General features: G+C 56.4%; 16 protein-coding genes. 3 read left to right on the top strand and 13 right to left on the bottom strand.

The window, feature by feature from the left end; all coding sequences use genetic code 11:
- Positions 1-72: 72 nt before the first annotated feature.
- The 11 genes from phnK to INF86_RS16235 all read right to left on the bottom strand — a co-directional run bounded on the left by phnK (position 73) and on the right by INF86_RS16235 (position 8,251).
- On the bottom strand, positions 73-828 hold the full coding sequence (gene phnK, locus INF86_RS16285) for a phosphonate C-P lyase system protein PhnK (RefSeq protein ID WP_003860225.1): 756 nt from the start codon (positions 826-828) through the stop codon (positions 73-75).
- Positions 825-1,670 carry an alpha-D-ribose 1-methylphosphonate 5-phosphate C-P-lyase PhnJ gene (phnJ, locus tag INF86_RS16280; protein ID WP_023299113.1) on the bottom strand — a complete coding sequence of 282 codons (846 nt, stop codon included), beginning with the start codon at positions 1,668-1,670 and terminating at the stop codon, positions 825-827. Before phnJ ends, phnK begins: the two co-directional genes overlap by 4 nt.
- Positions 1,663-2,727 carry a carbon-phosphorus lyase complex subunit PhnI gene (locus INF86_RS16275; RefSeq protein WP_022646782.1) on the bottom strand — a complete coding sequence of 355 codons (1,065 nt, stop codon included), beginning with the start codon at positions 2,725-2,727 and terminating at the stop codon, positions 1,663-1,665. Before INF86_RS16275 ends, phnJ begins: the two co-directional genes overlap by 8 nt.
- Complete coding sequence (gene phnH, locus INF86_RS16270) at positions 2,727-3,311, bottom strand: phosphonate C-P lyase system protein PhnH (protein WP_003860219.1); 585 nt, start codon at positions 3,309-3,311, stop codon at positions 2,727-2,729. The genes INF86_RS16275 and phnH overlap by 1 nt, the downstream gene beginning before the upstream one ends.
- Entirely contained in the window at positions 3,308-3,760 is a 453-nt protein-coding gene (phnG, locus tag INF86_RS16265) for a phosphonate C-P lyase system protein PhnG (protein WP_023299115.1), read from the bottom strand. Before phnG ends, phnH begins: the two co-directional genes overlap by 4 nt.
- Positions 3,761-4,486, bottom strand: coding sequence for a phosphonate metabolism transcriptional regulator PhnF (gene phnF / locus INF86_RS16260; RefSeq protein ID WP_032627060.1), 726 nt, complete (start codon positions 4,484-4,486; stop codon positions 3,761-3,763).
- A gap of 20 nt (positions 4,487-4,506) precedes the next feature.
- A complete protein-coding gene (gene phnE, locus INF86_RS16255) occupies positions 4,507-5,286 on the bottom strand; it encodes a phosphonate ABC transporter, permease protein PhnE (RefSeq protein ID WP_022646785.1) in 780 nt (259 codons plus the stop codon).
- A 115-nt stretch (positions 5,287-5,401) separates the two neighbouring features.
- Positions 5,402-6,418: a phosphonate ABC transporter substrate-binding protein gene (gene phnD, locus INF86_RS16250; RefSeq protein ID WP_022646786.1), complete on the bottom strand. Its 1,017-nt coding sequence runs from the start codon at positions 6,416-6,418 to the stop codon at positions 5,402-5,404.
- 23 nt (positions 6,419-6,441) lie between these two features.
- On the bottom strand, positions 6,442-7,230 hold the full coding sequence (gene phnC / locus INF86_RS16245; RefSeq protein WP_003860210.1) for a phosphonate ABC transporter ATP-binding protein: 789 nt from the start codon (positions 7,228-7,230) through the stop codon (positions 6,442-6,444).
- Positions 7,231-7,403: 173 nt separating this feature from the next.
- On the bottom strand, positions 7,404-7,835 hold the full coding sequence (gene yjdN, locus INF86_RS16240; RefSeq protein ID WP_022646788.1) for a VOC family metalloprotein YjdN: 432 nt from the start codon (positions 7,833-7,835) through the stop codon (positions 7,404-7,406).
- An 80-nt stretch (positions 7,836-7,915) separates the two neighbouring features.
- On the bottom strand, positions 7,916-8,251 hold the full coding sequence (locus tag INF86_RS16235) for a zinc ribbon domain-containing protein YjdM (RefSeq protein ID WP_022646789.1): 336 nt from the start codon (positions 8,249-8,251) through the stop codon (positions 7,916-7,918).
- A 591-nt stretch (positions 8,252-8,842) separates the two neighbouring features.
- Between INF86_RS16235 and crfC the strand changes: the two genes are divergently transcribed.
- Positions 8,843-11,197, top strand: coding sequence for a clamp-binding protein CrfC (gene crfC, locus INF86_RS16230; RefSeq protein ID WP_063147137.1), 2,355 nt, complete (start codon positions 8,843-8,845; stop codon positions 11,195-11,197).
- Positions 11,194-12,072, top strand: coding sequence for a diguanylate cyclase regulator RdcB family protein (locus INF86_RS16225; RefSeq protein WP_022646791.1), 879 nt, complete (start codon positions 11,194-11,196; stop codon positions 12,070-12,072). The genes crfC and INF86_RS16225 overlap by 4 nt, the downstream gene beginning before the upstream one ends.
- A gap of 33 nt (positions 12,073-12,105) precedes the next feature.
- Here the strand turns inward: INF86_RS16225 and kdgT are convergent, their stop codons facing one another.
- A complete protein-coding gene (gene kdgT / locus INF86_RS16220; protein ID WP_022646792.1) occupies positions 12,106-13,098 on the bottom strand; it encodes a 2-keto-3-deoxygluconate transporter in 993 nt (330 codons plus the stop codon).
- Between the two features lie 646 nt (positions 13,099-13,744).
- Between kdgT and proP the strand changes: the two genes are divergently transcribed.
- Positions 13,745-15,247, top strand: coding sequence for a glycine betaine/L-proline transporter ProP (gene proP / locus INF86_RS16215; RefSeq protein WP_022646793.1), 1,503 nt, complete (start codon positions 13,745-13,747; stop codon positions 15,245-15,247).
- 32 nt (positions 15,248-15,279) lie between these two features.
- On the opposite strand, the gene INF86_RS16210 is transcribed toward proP, so the two are convergent.
- Positions 15,280-16,233 carry a nickel/cobalt transporter gene (locus INF86_RS16210; protein ID WP_045620942.1) on the bottom strand — a complete coding sequence of 318 codons (954 nt, stop codon included), beginning with the start codon at positions 16,231-16,233 and terminating at the stop codon, positions 15,280-15,282.
- Positions 16,234-16,503: the final 270 nt, after the last annotated feature.

Raw genomic sequence — 16,503 nt, 5'->3', positions numbered from 1 at the left:
TTCGCCTTACCCGGCCTACAGGTGCGCTGTTCGTAGGCCGGGTAAGCGCAGCGCCACCCGGCAACAGCGCCCTCAGTTCTGCAACACCGACGACACCAGCAGCTGGGTATACGGATGATGCGGATCGTCGAGCACCCGGTCGGTTAACCCACTTTCCACCACCTGACCCTGCTTCATCACCAGAAGACGGTCCGCCAGCAGGCGCGCGACGCCTAAATCATGGGTGACAATCACCACCGCCAGGTTCAGCTCCACCACCAGGCCGCGCAGCAGGTCGAGCAGGCGAGCCTGCACGGATACGTCCAGCCCGCCGGTCGGTTCGTCCATAAACACCAGCTTCGGATGGGTGACGAGATTGCGGGCAATCTGTAAACGCTGCTGCATGCCGCCGGAGAAGGTGGTCGGCAGGTCGTCGATGCGCGAGGCGGGGATTTCAACTTCCTCCAGCCAGTGCTGCGCCGTGGCGCGGATATTGCCGTAGTGGCGTGCGCCGGTGGCCATCAGCCGTTCACCGATGTTGCCCCCCGCTGACACCTGACGGCGCAGGCCGTCCATCGGGTGCTGATGCACCACGCCCCACTCGGTGCGCAGCAGGCGGCGGCGCTCGGCTTCGCTCATGCCGTACAGCGACACGCCCTCATACAAAATGTCGCCATTCTGCGGCGTCAGGCGCGCGGAGATGGACTTCAGCAGGGTGGTTTTACCGGAGCCGGACTCGCCGACGATGCCCAGCACTTCGCCCGGCCACAGCTCAAACGACACGTCGCTAAAGCCTTTGCCCGGCGCATAAAGGTGAGTCAGGTTGTTAACCGAAAGCAGCGGTTTCATTGGCTGTTCGCCTCGCTCTGTTGGCGGCAGTAATCGGTGTCGGAGCAGACAAACATCCGTTTGCCCGTGTCGTCCAGCACCACTTCATCCAGATAGCTGTGTTTGGATCCGCAGATGGCGCACGGCTCGTCCCACTCCTGCACCGTAAACGGGTGATCGTCGAAATCCAGGCTCTCTACGCGGGTAAACGGCGGTACGGCGTAGATGCGTTTTTCACGTCCGGCACCAAAAAGTTGCAGGGCGGGCATCATGTCCATCTTCGGGTTATCGAATTTCGGGATCGGCGACGGGTCCATCACGTAGCGGCCGTTTACCTTCACCGGGTAGGCGTAGGTGGTGGCGATATGGCCGAAGCGGGCGATGTCCTCATACAGTTTGACCTGCATGATCCCGTACTCTTCCAGGGCGTGCATGGTGCGGGTTTCGGTTTCCCGCGGCTCGATAAAGCGCAGCGGCTCCGGGATCGGCACCTGGAAAATCAAAATCTGATCTTCAGTCAGCGGGGTTTCCGGAATGCGGTGACGGGTCTGGATCAGCGTCGCGTCTTCGGTTTTTTCAGTGGTGTTGACGCCCGTTACGCGCCTGAAGAAGTTGCGGATCGACACGGCGTTGGTGGTGTCGTCTGCCCCCTGGTCGATGACCTTCAGCACGTCCGCTTCGCCAATCACGCTGGCGGTGATTTGAATACCGCCGGTGCCCCAGCCGTAGGGCATCGGCATTTCGCGGCCGCCGAACGGCACCTGGTAGCCAGGGATCGCCACAGCTTTAAGGATGGCGCGGCGGATCATGCGTTTAGTTTGCTCGTCCAGATAGGCAAAGTTGTAGCCGCTTAAGTTAGCCATTGGCGCGCTCCCGTTGCAGGCGTTTCAGCAGTTCCAGTTCGGCCTGGAAATCGACGTAGTGCGGCAGCTTGAGGTGCGAGACAAAGCCCGCGGCCTCAACGTTATCCGCGTGGGCCAGCACGAACTCTTCGTCCTGTGCCGGCCCTGCAATATGCTCGCCGTAGTCCGGCGCCTGGAGCGCACGGTCAACCAGCGCCATCGCCATCGCCTTGCGCTCGCTCAGGCCATACACCAGCCCGTAGCCGCGGGTAAAGTGTGGATCTTCATTTTCTGGCGCGACAAAACCGTTGACCATTTCGCACTCGGTCATCAGCAGTTCGCCGATGTTCACCGCAAACCCCAGCTCTTCTGGCACAATTTCGACATCGAGATAGCCGCTGCGGATCTCTGCCGCGAACGGGTGGTTGCGCCCGTAGCCGCGCTGCGTGGAGTAGGCCAGCGCCAGCAGATACCCTTCGTCGCCGCGCATCAGCTGTTGCAGACGGGACGAGCGCGAACAGGGATAGACCGGCGGCGTGCGGGTGATGTCATCCGGTGTGCTGCCGGTGTCTTCTTCCGCCTTCGCCAGCCCCTGGTTTGCCAGCAGGCTAAAGACGTGCGGGGAGGCGTCTTGTTCAGCATCAGAGGCGCTGAGCTGCGGTGTTTCACCGTTTGCCAGCAGAGCGAAGTCCATCAGACGATGGGTGTAGTCGTAGGTGGGGCCAAGCAGCTGGCCGCCAGGAATATCTTTATACACCGCAGAAATACGGCGCTCTAAACGCATTTCCGCCGTATTCACCGGCTCGCTCACCGCCAGCTTCGCAAGCGTTGTGCGGTAAGCGCGCAGCAGGAAGATGGCTTCCACGTTATCGCCGCTAGCCTGTTTCAGCGCCAGTGCCGCCAGCTCACGGTCCGCGATGCCGCCTTCGGTCATCACGCGGTCGACGGCCAGGTTTAACTGCTGTTCAATCTGGGCGACGCTCAGCTCGGGAAGAGCGTCATCCCCCCGGCGTCTGTGCGCCTGCAAGGCATGGGCGGCGGCGATCGCCTTCTCGCCCCCTTTGACGGCAACGTACATCAGCACACCTCCACGTGAGTGGTTCGCGGGATCGCCAGCAGGCGCTCGCCGCAGGTCAGGATCAGGTCGATACCGAGCGGAAACGGATGCGGGCGCTCGGTCAGCTCATGGATGATGCACTCCGGCAGCTGGGGGGCGACCATCCGCTCGTCGGCGATGCCTGCACCCGTCAGGCGAAGCATGCGACCACCGCTCAGGCTGGAGACCTGCAAAATCAGCGTGGCGCTGGTTTCCGGTGCGACGGCGCTGCCTTCGCTCAGGGCGTTAAGCTGCTCGTGGCTGATTTGCTCGTCTGCCACGGCAAAGACTGCCTGCTGGGGCTGCTCGACCAGCGGCGCGTTGGTGTGAAAGCGCAGGTTCTGGCTGGCGATATCGTTCAGCAATGCCCCTGACAGCCATACCGGCGTGTCGTTGTCCGCCAGCGTCAGCAGCACGCTGGTAGAGGCGAGGTTCAGCGGCAGCCAGCCCTGCGAAAGCTGGTGCAGCGAGACGATCACGCCGGGCTCGCTCATGGCTTTCAGCAGGCGACGGAAACTCTGTTGGGCATCCTGGACGGCCAGGGTAAAGGCAGGTTGAAGCGTCATGCGTTGTCTCCGCGAACGAGCGTAAAGAAGTCGACCCGGCTGGTATTCACTTCGGCCTGACGCGCGGCAAGGCGTGCGGCGCGGTCAGCTTCCAGCGGGGCAATAAGGGTTTCCATTAAGGTCTGAAAATGCGGCTGTTCCTGTAAAAGCGCGTCGATAACCGCGCAGCGCTCGGCGTGCGTTTTGTCGCGTCCAAGTACGTAGCCGTAGCCCAGCGTGCCGCTGCTCAGGCGGATCACCGCGCGGGTGAGGGTGGCATCGCCGGCGAAGAAGCGCTCGCCGGTGCCGCCCATGCGTGCCTGGATCTGCACCAGGCCGATCTCCGGCGCGCGGATCGTGTCGTAGTCCGGCGTCAGGCCGAGCGCGTTCATGCGGGCAGCCAGCGCAGCAGGCTGGCTGTGGGCCAGCACGCGCATCCAGCGCTGACGAGTGGAGGTGTCGAAGTGCATTCAGTGCTCCATGGTAAATTCAATCATGTCGGCGCGGGTCAGGCTGACGGAGTATTCCGTTGCGTTGACGTCGCCGTCACGGTGGTTGAGGGTGCGCACGCAGAGCAGCGGGGCCATGTTGGGGATCTCCAGTACCTTGCTCTCTTTAGCCTGCGCGCGGCGGGCGCTGATGCGCGTCTGGGTGCGTTTGAGCGCGATACCCGTCGCCTCCTGAAGAAAATCATGCAGGGAACCGCTGGCGAAATGTTGCAGCACGGGCCAGAGGGAGAGGTCCGCGAAGTAGTGGTCGATCTGACAGACCGCCACGCCGTTCACCCGGCGCAACGTGCGCAGGTGAACGACGTTGTCGCCCTCCTGAATCCCCAGCGCGTCCGCTACGTGGCGGGAGGCCGGGCGCAGGACAGACAGCAGCTTTTCGCTGGTGGGGTGGCTGCCCTGATCGAGCAGGTTCTGGCTAAAACGCGCCTGAGCATTGAGCGGGTAGTCAAACGGGCGCATCAGCACCAGCACGCCGACGCCCTGACGACGCTGGACCCAGCCGCGTTCCACCAGCTGATCGATGGCGCGACGCAGGGTGTGGCGATTCACTTCGTAGCGGTCGGCAAGCTGCTGCTCGGCAGGCAGGTAGTCGCCGCACCGATAGTGCGTGCGCAGCTCCACTTCGAGCTTTGCCGCAATCTCTTGCCAGCGGGTAGGGTAACTGGTCGGATGTCTGGATAAGTACATACCAATCAAAGCCTCGCTTCTCAGATGAAGTGCTTACGCAAGCGTTGAGAGAGGAAATCCAGCAGGCTGACGGTGACGATGATGAGCACCATCAATGCGCAGGTTTGCTGGAACTGGAAACCGCGAATCGCTTCCCACAGGGTGACGCCAATACCGCCTGCGCCCACCATGCCGACCACGGTGGCGGAGCGAACGTTGGACTCGAAGCGGTATAGCGAATAGGAGATGAGCAGCGGCATGACCTGCGGCAGGACGCCGTAGAGGATCTCTTCGATTTTGTTCGCGCCGGTTGCGCGGATGCCTTCCACCGGGCCGGGCTCGATGGCTTCAACCGCTTCGGAGAGCAGCTTGGAGAGTACGCCGGTGGTGTGGATGAACAGCGCCATCACGCCAGCGAACGGACCCAGGCCGACGGCGACCACGAACAGCATCGCAAAGACCATTTCGTTGATGGCGCGACAGGCGTCCATCAGGCGACGCATCGGCTGGTAGATCCACCACGGCACGATGTTTTCGGCGCTCATCAGGCCAAACGGAATGGAGAGGATCACGGCGAGGGCGGTGCCCCAGACGGCGATTTGCAAGGTGGTGGCCATTTCACTGAGGTAGTCCTGCCACTGGCTGAAGTCCGGCGGGAAGAAGTCGGCGGCGAAGGTCGCCATGTTGCCCGAGTCCCTGAAGAGCAGCAGCGGATCCATCTCCGCGCCCTTCCAGGAGATAACGAGCACCGCCAGCAGAACGGCCCAGCTTATGAGCGAGAACCAGCTGCGCTTTGGCGGCGGGAGGGTGATGGTTTGCATGTTGGCTCCTTAATCTGTTCTCCCTCTCCCTGTGGGAGAGGGCCGGGGTGAGGGCATCAGCGTGCGCCTTTCCCCCTCACCCTAACCCTCTCCCTCAAGGGAGAGGGGACTTGAGTTACTGCACCGCTTTATTCACGCTGGTCATCGCCCCGAGCGCGGCGGTCAGGCGGTCGAGATCGTCCAGCTGCGCCTGAATTTCCGACACTTTGCTGGTCTTCTCTTCTTCCTTCAGACCTTTGTTGTCCTTCACGCCCTGCATCTGTTTAAACAGCGCCAGCTGGCGAATCGGCACCAGCTGCAAATCGCTGGACGCGCGGAACGGTGCCCAGCCCAGGTGCGCCAGCACCGCTTTCTCTTCCGGCGTTTTGCCGTAGTTCATAAAGAAGTCGTAGACCTTGTCCTTGGTGCTTTCGGAGAGGTTTTTACGCCACACAATCGGGTCGCCCGGGATCAATGGCGATTTCCAGATCACCTTCAGCGCTTTCAGCTTGTCCGGCGCGGAGGTCTTCAGCTTGTCGAGGTTTTCAGTGTTGTTGGTGGCAACGTCTACCTGCTTGTTCGCTACGGCCAGGGCGTTGGTTTCGTGGCTGGCGTTGACCGTGCGCTTGAAGTCGCTGGCGGAGATGTTGTTTTTCGCGAAGACGTAGTAACCCGGGACGAGGAAGCCGGACGTAGAATTCGGGTCGCCGTTACCAAAGGTCAGCTCTTTGCGTTTGGCGAGCATATCGTTGAGGTTGTTGATCGGGCTGTCTTTGTTAACGATCAGCACGCTCCAGTAGCCCGGGGAGCCGTCTGCTGCAACGGTCTGGGCAAAGACCTGGCCGTTGGCGCGATCTACCGCTTCCATGGCAGAGAGGTTGCCGTACCACGCGATGTCGACTTTGTTGAAGCGCATTCCCTGGATAATGCCCGCGTAGTCCGGGGCGAAGAAGGCGTTCACTTTGATCCCCAGTTTGGTTTCCATATCTTTCAGGAACGGTTCCCACTGCGGCTTCAGGTTTTGCTGTGATTCCGTTGAAATGATGCCAAAGTTCAACGCTTTTTCCTGTTCCTCTGCCCAGGCCGGGCTTAACAGGGTGCTGATGCTGAACATGCTGGTGAAGGCCAGCGCGGCAACGGCTTTGTAGTTCATTTCCATTCCTCGTTATCGGGGCGTTAAGCAGCCTGCGCGCGTTCTTCGACGCGGTTTACGCTGCGGTAGAGATGATCAAAACGTTCGTTATCAAACTGATGGCTGGCGCCATCGAAGAACACGTGGCCCTGACGCAGGGCGACGATGCGCTCGCAGTAGCGCAGGGCGTAATCCACCTGATGCAGCGTCACCACCACGGTGATGCCGTCGTTCTGGTTGATGTCGCGCAGGGTTTCCATCACGATGCGGGCCGATTCCGGATCCAGCGAGGCGATAGGCTCATCGGCCAGAATGATTTTGGCTTTCTGCATCAGGGCGCGGGCGATGGCGACGCGCTGCTGCTGTCCGCCGGAGAGCGTTGAGACGCGCTGGTGGGCAAAATGCGCCATGCCGACGCGGGTCAGCGCCTGTAAGGCTTCTTGTTTCTGGGAAGGGGAGAACCAGCGCAGGCAGGTGCGCCAGAACGGGGTGCTGCCGAGCGCGCCAATCAGCACGTTCTCGAGCACCGTCAGGCGGTTCACCAGGTTGAACTGCTGAAAGATATAGCCCGTCTGCGCGCGGCTTTTGCGAATATCGCTTGCCAGACGCCCCGCATGTTGCACGGTGTTACCCAGCAGCTCGACGCGGCTTTCCGGCGTTTTGTCACAGGTAATGAGGCCGCTTAAGTGACGAAGAAGGGTGGATTTTCCTGAACCGGATGGCCCCAGCAGCGCCACCATTTCGCCCTGCTGGACGGTCAGATCAACGGCATGCAGCGCCTTGTTGTGATGGAAGGTTTTGCTCAGTTTCTCGACGCGAATGACAGTTTGCATGTGCTGGGCCTCACGATAAATGTGGCCTCATGCTGGCGCATCAATATGACATTCAGGTTAAGTGTTGGTTGCGGGAGTTTGAAGAGTTGAGGGGGATTTGATGACAATCACCGTAGGCCCGGTCAGCGCAGCGCCACCGGACGCTATTGCCGGATGCGCTGCGCTTATCCAGCCTACGATTTAACGACGTTAATCATCCACGGCACGCCGTATTTGTCGGTCACAGTGCCAAATCCGTGCGCCCAGAAGGTCTCCTGCCAGGCCATTTCAATATTGCCGCCATCGGCGAGGTTGTCGAACCAGCGCTTGCCTTCCGACACATCCTGGGTGTCGAGCACCAGTGTGAAACCCGCGTATTGCGCGCTGCTGCCAGGCGGTATCCCGTCGCTCATCATAATGTCGCTGCCCGCGATGCGGACGTTAGAGTGGGCGATGGCGGTATCCGGGAAGTTCATGCCGGACGGACAGCCTTCTTCGCTGTTTTCGTCTTTAGGCATTTCGCCGAAGGTGATTTTGTAGAGGAGTTCTGCGCCGACGGCCTGCTGATAGAAGGCGGTGGCCTCCGCACAGTTGCCGGCGAAAGAGATGTAGGGACTTAACGGCATAATCTTTACCTCACGTAAGAAAAGCCCGTTAAGTGTAGTTCCCGGACGCCCGGTAAGCGAAGCGTCACCGGGCGGGTCAATCAGTTCTTTTTCACGAACTCAGATTTCAGTTTCATCGGACCGAAGCCGTCAATTTTGCAATCGATATTATGATCGCCTTCAACAAGACGGATGTTTTTCACTTTGGTACCAATCTTCAGCATGGAAGAACTGCCTTTTACCTTCAGATCTTTCACAACGGTAACGCTGTCGCCGTCTGACAGCAGGTTGCCGTTCGCGTCTTTCACAATCAGCGTATCGCTGTCCTGCGCAGGCTCCGCATCGTTCCATTCATGGGCGCATTCCGGGCAAACGAACATGCCATTGTCTTCATAGGTGTATTCAGAATTGCATTTCGGGCAGTGTGGAAGTTGCATGTTGGTATCCTCAAAAGTGTTAACACGCTGGAAAACGCCAGCTAAATGACGGCAGTGTGCCGAAAAAGGCAGCGAGTATAACGCAAATCCCCACTTTTGTCGGTGATATTGTTTTAGAAAAATAGCGCAAAAATGCGTAAAAGATGACACGAACTGTCAGTGAATTAAGGGAAGCTTATGCCCTGCACAGCAGTGATCGTTATGATGATAAATATATCGAATATTTTATTACAGCAAATTGCTACGCTGTGCCATTTCGGATAAGGTGAAGGAACAAGCCGTTATTTATCTATCCTTTCTGATGCTATACATCTTTTGGTGTCAGGGAATACCTCTCTTTTTTGGTGGGTAAATAACGATGATATCTCCTGATGTTTCCTGAAAATGCGTTTTGTCTATTTACTTTTGGTCTTCTGACCAGAGGGATGTTTTACACGTATTAGAAGGGTGAGATTTAAATTCTCATTATCTTCAGTTACTTGTATTAAATGAACATGTTTTCCATACGTGATCATATAAGCCTGAACAGTATAATTAAAAAAACGTGGCTTAATAAAAGTAATAAATTTGCGTTAAGGGAAGGCTTTTATCATGCACACACAGACCATATTTGAATTAAGCCAGGAAGCCGAACGTTTGTTACAGCTGGCTCTGAACAATCTTGATTCATTAAAATCAATGCCGATTGCAAAGCTGGATAGCACAGCCGCTGCCATGAGCGGCGTTAATAACAACGTTTTGCCATTACATTTTAGCGCGCGGGGTGTCGACGCTCAGCAGGCGTTGCTGAATAACGAATTACGCAAAATAACCCGCCTCGAAATGGTGCTGGCGATTGTGGGTACCATGAAAGCGGGAAAATCGACCACCATTAATGCGATTGTGGGCACGGAAGTGCTGCCGAACCGCAATCGTCCGATGACGGCGCTGCCCACGCTGATCCGCCATACGCCGGGCCAGAAGGAGCCGGTGCTGCATTTTTTGCACGTTGCGCCCATTGATACCCTGATTTCCCAGTTGCAGACGAAATTGTGCGATAAAGATCGCGGCAAGCTGGCGCGGCGTCTGGAAATCGACAAGGACATGAATACGCTGCTGGAGCGCATCGAAAGAGGTGAGGCGTTCGGAAAACATCACCTGGGCGCGGAGCCCATCTTTCATTGTCTGAAAAGCCTGAACGATCTGGTGCGGCTTTCTCAGGCGCTGGGCGTGGAGTTTCCTTTTTCTGAGTACGCCGCGATTGAACATATTCCGGTGATTGAGGTGGAATTTGTGCACCTCGCCGGTCTGGATGCGCACCTGGGGCAACTGACGCTGCTCGACACGCCGGGGCCGAACGAGGCCGGTCAGCCGCACCTGCAAAAAATGCTCAGCGAGCAGCTGGCGCGCGCCTCCGCCGTGCTGGCGGTGATGGACTATACCCAGCTTAAATCCATTTCCGACGCCGAGGTTCGTCAGGCAATTTCGGCGGCGGGGAAATCCGTGCCGCTTTACGCCCTGGTCAACAAATTCGATCAGAAAGATCGTAACAGCGACGATGAAGAGCAGATACGGGCGATGATTTCCGGCACGCTGATGAAAGGGAATATTTCTCCGGGACAAATTTATCCGGTCTCTTCCATGTGGGCCTACCTGGCAAACCGCGCCCGCTATGAGATGAACACCCATGGGCGGCTTCCCGATCATCAGGATCAGCGTTGGGTACAGGATTTTGCCGAGGCCGCGCTGGGCCGCCGCTGGCGTACGGCCGATCTCGACGATAGTGACCATATTCGCCATGCGGCGGATCTGCTGTGGGAGGATTCGCTGTTCGAACAGCCCATCCGCAAGCTGATTTACGCGGCTTACGCCAACGCCTCGCTGTTCGCCCTGCGGTCGGCATCGCATAAGCTGCTGAACTATGCGCAAAATGCCAGAGAATACCTGGATTTTCGCCATCAGGGACTGACGGTCGCCTTTGATGAGCTGGAGCGGAATATTAAGCGCCTGGAAGAGGACATGGCGATGCTGCGTCAGCGGCAGAGCGTAGTGAGCGATGAGGTCCAGCATGAAGTTGAAGAGGCGCTCAACGCAGCGGATGCATTTCTGCTTAGTCAGAAAGGTGAACTTCACCAGGCGCTGGACGACATGTTTAGCCGCCCGTTAATTCTTGATTTAGCCGGGCGCGAGCCATCCAGCATGCGTACAGACGACACGGATGAGCACCAGCAGCTGGTGCTTGACGATGAAGGGCAGGCACAGATTGTCCTGAGCAAGATCCGATCGTCATGCGAGCAGATTTTGCTGAATGCGCAGAGCAGAATTAGCCGGGAGCTGGCGTTACGCTTCGATCAGCTGGAGTCTACGCTCGCCCGATCGTTGAATGAGGCGATGCGCCCCATCGAGATGCAAATTAAGGAACAGCTCAGTCATGCCGGCTTTCGGGCGCGGATTAGCTTTCCGGCGTTTCAGGCAAACCAGCTTAACTTCAATACGCGCGGCTTATTTAATGATGCCATTGTGCAGGACACCCCTCCCGCCAGTCAGCCCGCAGGGGCGGGCAGCGTACGTAATACCGTCTCGCGCTGGCTCAATCATCCCGGCTGGGGCTGGGAAGCGTATGTGGAGACGCGCACCCGATATGTCATCGATATCGCTCAGCTTCATGGCAAATTTACGCAGCATACCGATCAGTTTTGCGATCAAATTCGTAAAGCTTTGGCCGCGCAGGTCGATGTCTCTGTTACGGCAGGTATGGCAACGTTTTTTGCAGAGTTTTCGTTGTGCCTGACCGGGTTACAGGAAAGCTTGCGTGATAGCCTTGCCGTGCGGCAGCAGAATGAGCATTCAACCCGGGCGCTTAGCCAGTTGTTGAAGCAAAGTATGACCACAGCGGCGTGGATTCAGGAAGATACCCGACTGTTACGCGATGATATTCAAACCTTATTCGCGGCAGAGCAACCATGACAACACAGCTACTGGACGGTCCCGGGCGGACGCTGGAGTGTATTCATCCAAAATTTATGGTCGATTTGGTCCAGGGGGCGGATGCTGCTCGTCACACCCTCCTGGGGCCACAGCAACTGCAATTTCGTGAGCGTTTGACGCAGGAGATCGTTACGCAGACCCGGTTGCGGCCATGGGCAATGGCGGGAATGCTCAACGAAAATGCAGCACTGCGGCTGGGTCTGGCGGAGAAACTGGCCGGTATGCTCGACCCCGGACACCTTGCGCTGACCCGCATGTCCGACAAGCTGGTAGCCCTGCGCCAGCAGGTTAATCCACGCCTCCCTCAACCTTCCGGATTGTTGCAACAGTACGAGGCGCTCTCCGCACATTTCAACCAGCGTGCCGCCTATAAAGAGAAAGCACTCGCGCAGCGCGGCCTTACGGTTCAGGCGGGTGAGCACAGCGAGCAAATTTTTACCCGCTGGCGAGCCGGGCAGTATGACGGCTGGTCGCTGGCTGGCCGCTGCTTTATCGTGCTGGAAGAGTTGCGCTGGGGCGCGTTTGGCGATGCCTGTCGTCTGGCGAATAGTGATGTGGCGGCCATGCTGAAAGATAACCTGCGCAGCATGGCCGCAAACTATCTGGCACAGGGGATTAACGCTTCTCCCACCACCCGGCATTTTTACCATCAGTGGCTGACGACGCCCGCTTCTCCTGGTCTGATGGATTATAAAGATATGCTTGGCTGGCTGGGGGACTGGTGTCAGGCGGATAAACATCCGGTGAGCTGGTCAGTGACGCAGAGCTGGCAAACGGTCGCGCTGGGTATGCCGAGACTCTGTTCGGCAAAACGGCTGGTGGATGGCATGGTGGAAGAGATATTTAGTGCGTGATTGCCCCCTCTTTTTAAGGAGGGGGCGAACGGCTTAGTGGTGCATTTCTACCGCTTTCGGCTCTGCCTGGGTCTCCGGAACCTGTCCAAAACGTCTGGCGTACAGCGCCGTGATGATCGGGACCAGAATCGCCGTCACAATCACGCTGGCGGCAACCAGGGCCGTGGCGGAAGCCGCCACCGGTTCAAAGGCCGGGTTAATCTGGGCGATAATCACCGGGTTAGCTACCGCAGCGCCTGCGGCCGACGAGGCGGCCACACCTGCGGTTCCGTTACCGCCCCCAATGACGCGGTCTGCAATAATTAGCGGGATACCCGTGATTACGATGACGGCAACACCCAGCACAATACCCAGCAGGCCGGTTTCCAGAATCACGTTCAGATTGATGGTATTGCCCAACGCGAAGCCGAAGAACGGGATCAGTACCGGGGTGGCTTTGCTGAAGAAATCGCGCAGATCGTGATCGAGGTTGCCTAGCGCAAAACCAATCAGGAACGGCAGGATCGCCCCGACAAAATGGTGGGGTTCAAAGGAGGCAAGGCCGGCAGAACCCAGAATCAGCATGGTCATCAGCGGACCCGACTCCAGGGACATCAGCACGAACGCGCCTGATTCTTCTTTGGTGCCATATTGATTCATCAGGCTGGCATAGAGACCGCCGTTGGTCATATCCATTGCTGAAACAATGGCCAGAACGGATAATCCGGCGAAGAATCCGGTCTGTATGCCATTCTCCGGAATGAACATCGCGCAGATCATGGCAACGACCCAGGCGACCGCAATTTTAGTAATGACCAGCGTCCCTGATTTACGTAATACCGTACCAGTTGCACGTAAATTAATAGATGCGCCGATGCAGAAGAACCAGACTGCCAGAATCGGCACCGTTCCGGTGATCATACCTTTTGTAAAACCGCCAAAATAAGCACCGGTATTCGGGGCCAGCGTATTTAATATCGCGCCAAGTACCAGCGGGACCAGCATCATCCCGCCCGGGATGCGTTCTATTGTTGCTTTAATCTTCATCATTAACCCTCACATCTCGCCCGCGTGGCTGGCGGAAATCTCAAAAAATAGATCAACAAATTCAAATGATTGCCTTTTTTGAAGACCAATCGATTCGTTACTTATGCTGTAAAGCGAAATTCAGGTGCTTAGCATTCCTTCATTTGAAAGCCGCTGGGATATTGTGTTCGGGTTTATCATGCGATCTTTGGAATTGCGATTCAATGAAAATAAAACACTGTTTTAGTTATCTGCGTCACATATTGAATGTAAACAGGAATGCCCGCTGTTAATAATTAAATTTTGTGTAAATTCGATGTGAAGAAATGTGATTGTTTTTTGTTTTAAGAGGAATAATAACGGGTGTTAAGATGTGCTTGATAAAGGGGGTGAGAATGACCTTATTTATCGTGAATTGACAAAACCTGAAGCCAACTTACGAACCGGAAAAATATATGTGAAGTTGATCACATATATAAACGCTGGTAGGGTAAAAAGGTCTTTAACTGCCCAGACAGGCGTCAACAGGTTCGGTTGTATTGAGGTAAAACGTCAATGTAAGTAAACCTGCTACGCTTGAATAAGGAGATTCGCATGGAGCGGATCTCTGGTTCACAGCTTGCAAATGCGCTGTGAAACGGACGGGGCTGAGTCTACGAGGAAAGCTATGCTTAGAAGGAAAAAAGTAAAACCCATCACGCTGCGCGATGTCACCATTATTGATGATGCGAAACTGCGCAAAGCGATTACGGCGGCCTCGCTCGGTAATGCGATGGAGTGGTTCGATTTTGGTGTCTACGGCTTTGTTGCCTATGCGCTTGGTAAAGTGTTCTTCCCCGGTGCCGATCCCAGCTTGCAGATGATTGCCGCGCTGGGTACGTTCTCTGTTCCCTTCCTTATTCGCCCTCTCGGTGGCCTGTTCTTCGGCATGCTGGGTGATAAATATGGTCGCCAGAAGATCCTGGCCATTACTATTGTCATCATGTCGATAAGTACATTCTGTATCGGCCTTATTCCGTCCTATGCGACCATTGGTATATGGGCGCCGATCCTGCTGTTGATCTGTAAGATGGCGCAGGGCTTCTCCGTTGGCGGCGAATATACCGGTGCATCGATTTTTGTCGCCGAGTATTCTCCGGACCGAAAACGCGGCTTTATGGGCAGCTGGCTCGACTTTGGTTCGATTGCCGGGTTTGTCATGGGCGCGGGAGTTGTGGTTCTGATTTCAACCGTAGTGGGTGAAGAGAACTTCCTCGACTGGGGCTGGCGTATTCCGTTCTTCCTGGCGCTGCCGCTTGGCATCATCGGTCTTTACCTGCGTCACGCCCTGGAAGAGACGCCTGCGTTCCAGCAGCACGTTGAAAAGCTGGAGCAGGGCGACCGTGAAGGGTTGCAGGATGGCCCAAAAGTGTCGTTCAAGGAGATTGCGACCAAACACTGGCGCAGCCTGCTGACCTGTATCGGTCTGGTGATTTCCACCAACGTGACCTATTACATGCTGCTGACCTACATGCCGAGCTATCTGTCGCATAACCTGCACTACTCGGAAGACCACGGTGTGCTGATTATTATCGCCATCATGGTAGGCATGCTGTTCGTGCAGCCGATTATGGGTCTGCTGAGCGACCGCTTTGGCCGTAAGCCATTCATTATTCTCGGTAGCGTCGCGCTGTTCGCGCTGGCAATCCCGGCCTTTATTCTGATTAACAGCAATGTGCTGGGGCTGATTTTCGCCGGTCTGCTGATGCTGGCGGTGATCCTCAACTGCTTTATCGGGGTGATGGCTTCTACGCTACCGGCAATGTTCCCGACGCATATTCGCTACAGTGCGCTGGCGGCAGCCTTTAATATCTCCGTTCTGATTGCGGGCCTGACGCCGACGCTTGCTGCTTCACTGGTGGAGAGCACGCAGAACCTGATGATGCCTGCTTACTATCTGATGGTTATTGCGGTGATTGGCCTGATTACCGGTATTACTATGAAGGAGACGGCGAACCGTCCACTGAAAGGGGCAACGCCTGCGGCGTCCGATATTCAGGAAGCGAAGGAGATCCTGCGCGAGCACTACGATAACGTAGAGCAGAAGATTGAAGATATTGACGCAGAGATTGAAGAGCTTCAGAAAAAACGTTCTCGCCTGGTTGACCAGCATCCGCGAATTAACGAGTGATAAAAAACCCGCCGCTGGCGGGTTTTCTTTTATTAGCATCCTGCGGCGATATAGTCGCCGCTAACGCTGACGGGGATCACCGTCAGGAAGAGGATAGTTGCGAACAGTATCAGAACAACTCCTCCGGCTATTTTGACCATCGGCATTACCCAGTTCAGGGAAGTGCCGCCACTAAACCAGGCTACTGTGCGTTCACGCGCGTAACGTACTGCCAGCGACAGCCCCATAATCGACAGCGCCGTGCCCAGCGACATTGTCATCACAGCAGCAATTCCCCAGCTAATAATGCCGAGCGCATTCGAGAACATCAGGATCATAATTGCTCCGCTGCACGGGCGTGCGCCAATGGCCAGCACCACGCCCAGACGGGTTTTCCAGTCGCTTTTAGCCAGATCCACCCCTACGCCGTGATGGCCGCAGCCACAGTGTTCATTATGCTGATGATGCGGCTTGATGGCGCTAATCGCCATTTTGCGCGGACGCAGGCTGCTGAGCGCCTGATAAATGATAAACGCACCGAAGGCGGCAATCAGTAAGGCGCTGATTTTCTCGACGTACCAACGGCTGGTACTGATATCCCCTGACGCGAGGTTCAATCCAACCGCCAGGATAAACACAAAGAGGATCGCGCTGACGCCTTGCATCAGGCTACCGATAAACGGTACGACGCGCGCCGCGAGCTGGCTCTCTTTATTGGTGCTGAGATACGTGGCGACGATAAATTTGCCGTGTCCTGGTCCAACGGCATGGAGTACACCATAAAGAAACGCACCGGTTAACAACCACAGCCCACCGCTGTACTGATGATTATTAAGTTGCAGCAAATACATCACCAGATAACGGTGCAGGGTGATCTGAGCGGCGAGGCACCACTGAATAAAAGCATTCCAGTGCGTATGCAGTGCGAAACCTGCCATAAGTAACACCAGCACGGCGAGCCCGGCGGTTGGGATACGCCAGTCACGTTGAAGTCGTTGTGTCGTCATCAGGTTGGTCTGCGAGAGGAATATTTGCCGCTAGTATAGTGTTCAATTAGCGGGATCGCACCGGGATCGTCAATGGATTGTGGATAACTCTGTGCGTAAAAGGGTATAAGGCGGGGTTTTGCTGGGGAATACAGCAGTCAGTCATTTTTTTGCAACTTTTCTGTTGCGGTCGCTCGGGAACTCCCTATAATGCGCCTCCATCGACACGGCAGATGTGAATCACTTCACAGACTACCCGGTCGGTTGAAGAGAAAAATCCTGAAATAACGG

The organism is Enterobacter cloacae complex sp. I1M, assembly GCF_014982425.1.
Lineage (GTDB): Bacteria > Pseudomonadota > Gammaproteobacteria > Enterobacterales > Enterobacteriaceae > Enterobacter > Enterobacter intestinihominis.
This window is presented reverse-complemented; position numbering and strand designations above follow the sequence as displayed.

Bases quoted from the DNA above. Each gene is read 5' to 3' on its own strand.
- phnK (WP_003860225.1), bottom strand. From the start codon at position 828: ATGAAACCGCTGCTTTCGGTTAACAACCTGACTCACCTTTATGCGCCG.
- phnJ (WP_023299113.1), bottom strand. From the start codon at position 1,670: ATGGCTAACTTAAGCGGCTACAACTTTGCCTATCTGGACGAGCAAACT.
- INF86_RS16275 (WP_022646782.1), bottom strand. From the start codon at position 2,727: ATGTACGTTGCCGTCAAAGGGGGCGAGAAGGCGATCGCCGCCGCCCAT.
- phnH (WP_003860219.1), bottom strand. From the start codon at position 3,311: ATGACGCTTCAACCTGCCTTTACCCTGGCCGTCCAGGATGCCCAACAG.
- phnG (WP_023299115.1), bottom strand. From the start codon at position 3,760: ATGCACTTCGACACCTCCACTCGTCAGCGCTGGATGCGCGTGCTGGCC.
- phnF (WP_032627060.1), bottom strand. From the start codon at position 4,486: ATGTACTTATCCAGACATCCGACCAGTTACCCTACCCGCTGGCAAGAG.
- phnE (WP_022646785.1), bottom strand. From the start codon at position 5,286: ATGCAAACCATCACCCTCCCGCCGCCAAAGCGCAGCTGGTTCTCGCTC.
- phnD (WP_022646786.1), bottom strand. From the start codon at position 6,418: ATGAACTACAAAGCCGTTGCCGCGCTGGCCTTCACCAGCATGTTCAGC.
- phnC (WP_003860210.1), bottom strand. From the start codon at position 7,230: ATGCAAACTGTCATTCGCGTCGAGAAACTGAGCAAAACCTTCCATCAC.
- yjdN (WP_022646788.1), bottom strand. From the start codon at position 7,835: ATGCCGTTAAGTCCCTACATCTCTTTCGCCGGCAACTGTGCGGAGGCC.
- INF86_RS16235 (WP_022646789.1), bottom strand. From the start codon at position 8,251: ATGCAACTTCCACACTGCCCGAAATGCAATTCTGAATACACCTATGAA.
- crfC (WP_063147137.1), top strand. From the start codon at position 8,843: ATGCACACACAGACCATATTTGAATTAAGCCAGGAAGCCGAACGTTTG.
- INF86_RS16225 (WP_022646791.1), top strand. From the start codon at position 11,194: ATGACAACACAGCTACTGGACGGTCCCGGGCGGACGCTGGAGTGTATT.
- kdgT (WP_022646792.1), bottom strand. From the start codon at position 13,098: ATGAAGATTAAAGCAACAATAGAACGCATCCCGGGCGGGATGATGCTG.
- proP (WP_022646793.1), top strand. From the start codon at position 13,745: ATGCTTAGAAGGAAAAAAGTAAAACCCATCACGCTGCGCGATGTCACC.
- INF86_RS16210 (WP_045620942.1), bottom strand. From the start codon at position 16,233: ATGACGACACAACGACTTCAACGTGACTGGCGTATCCCAACCGCCGGG.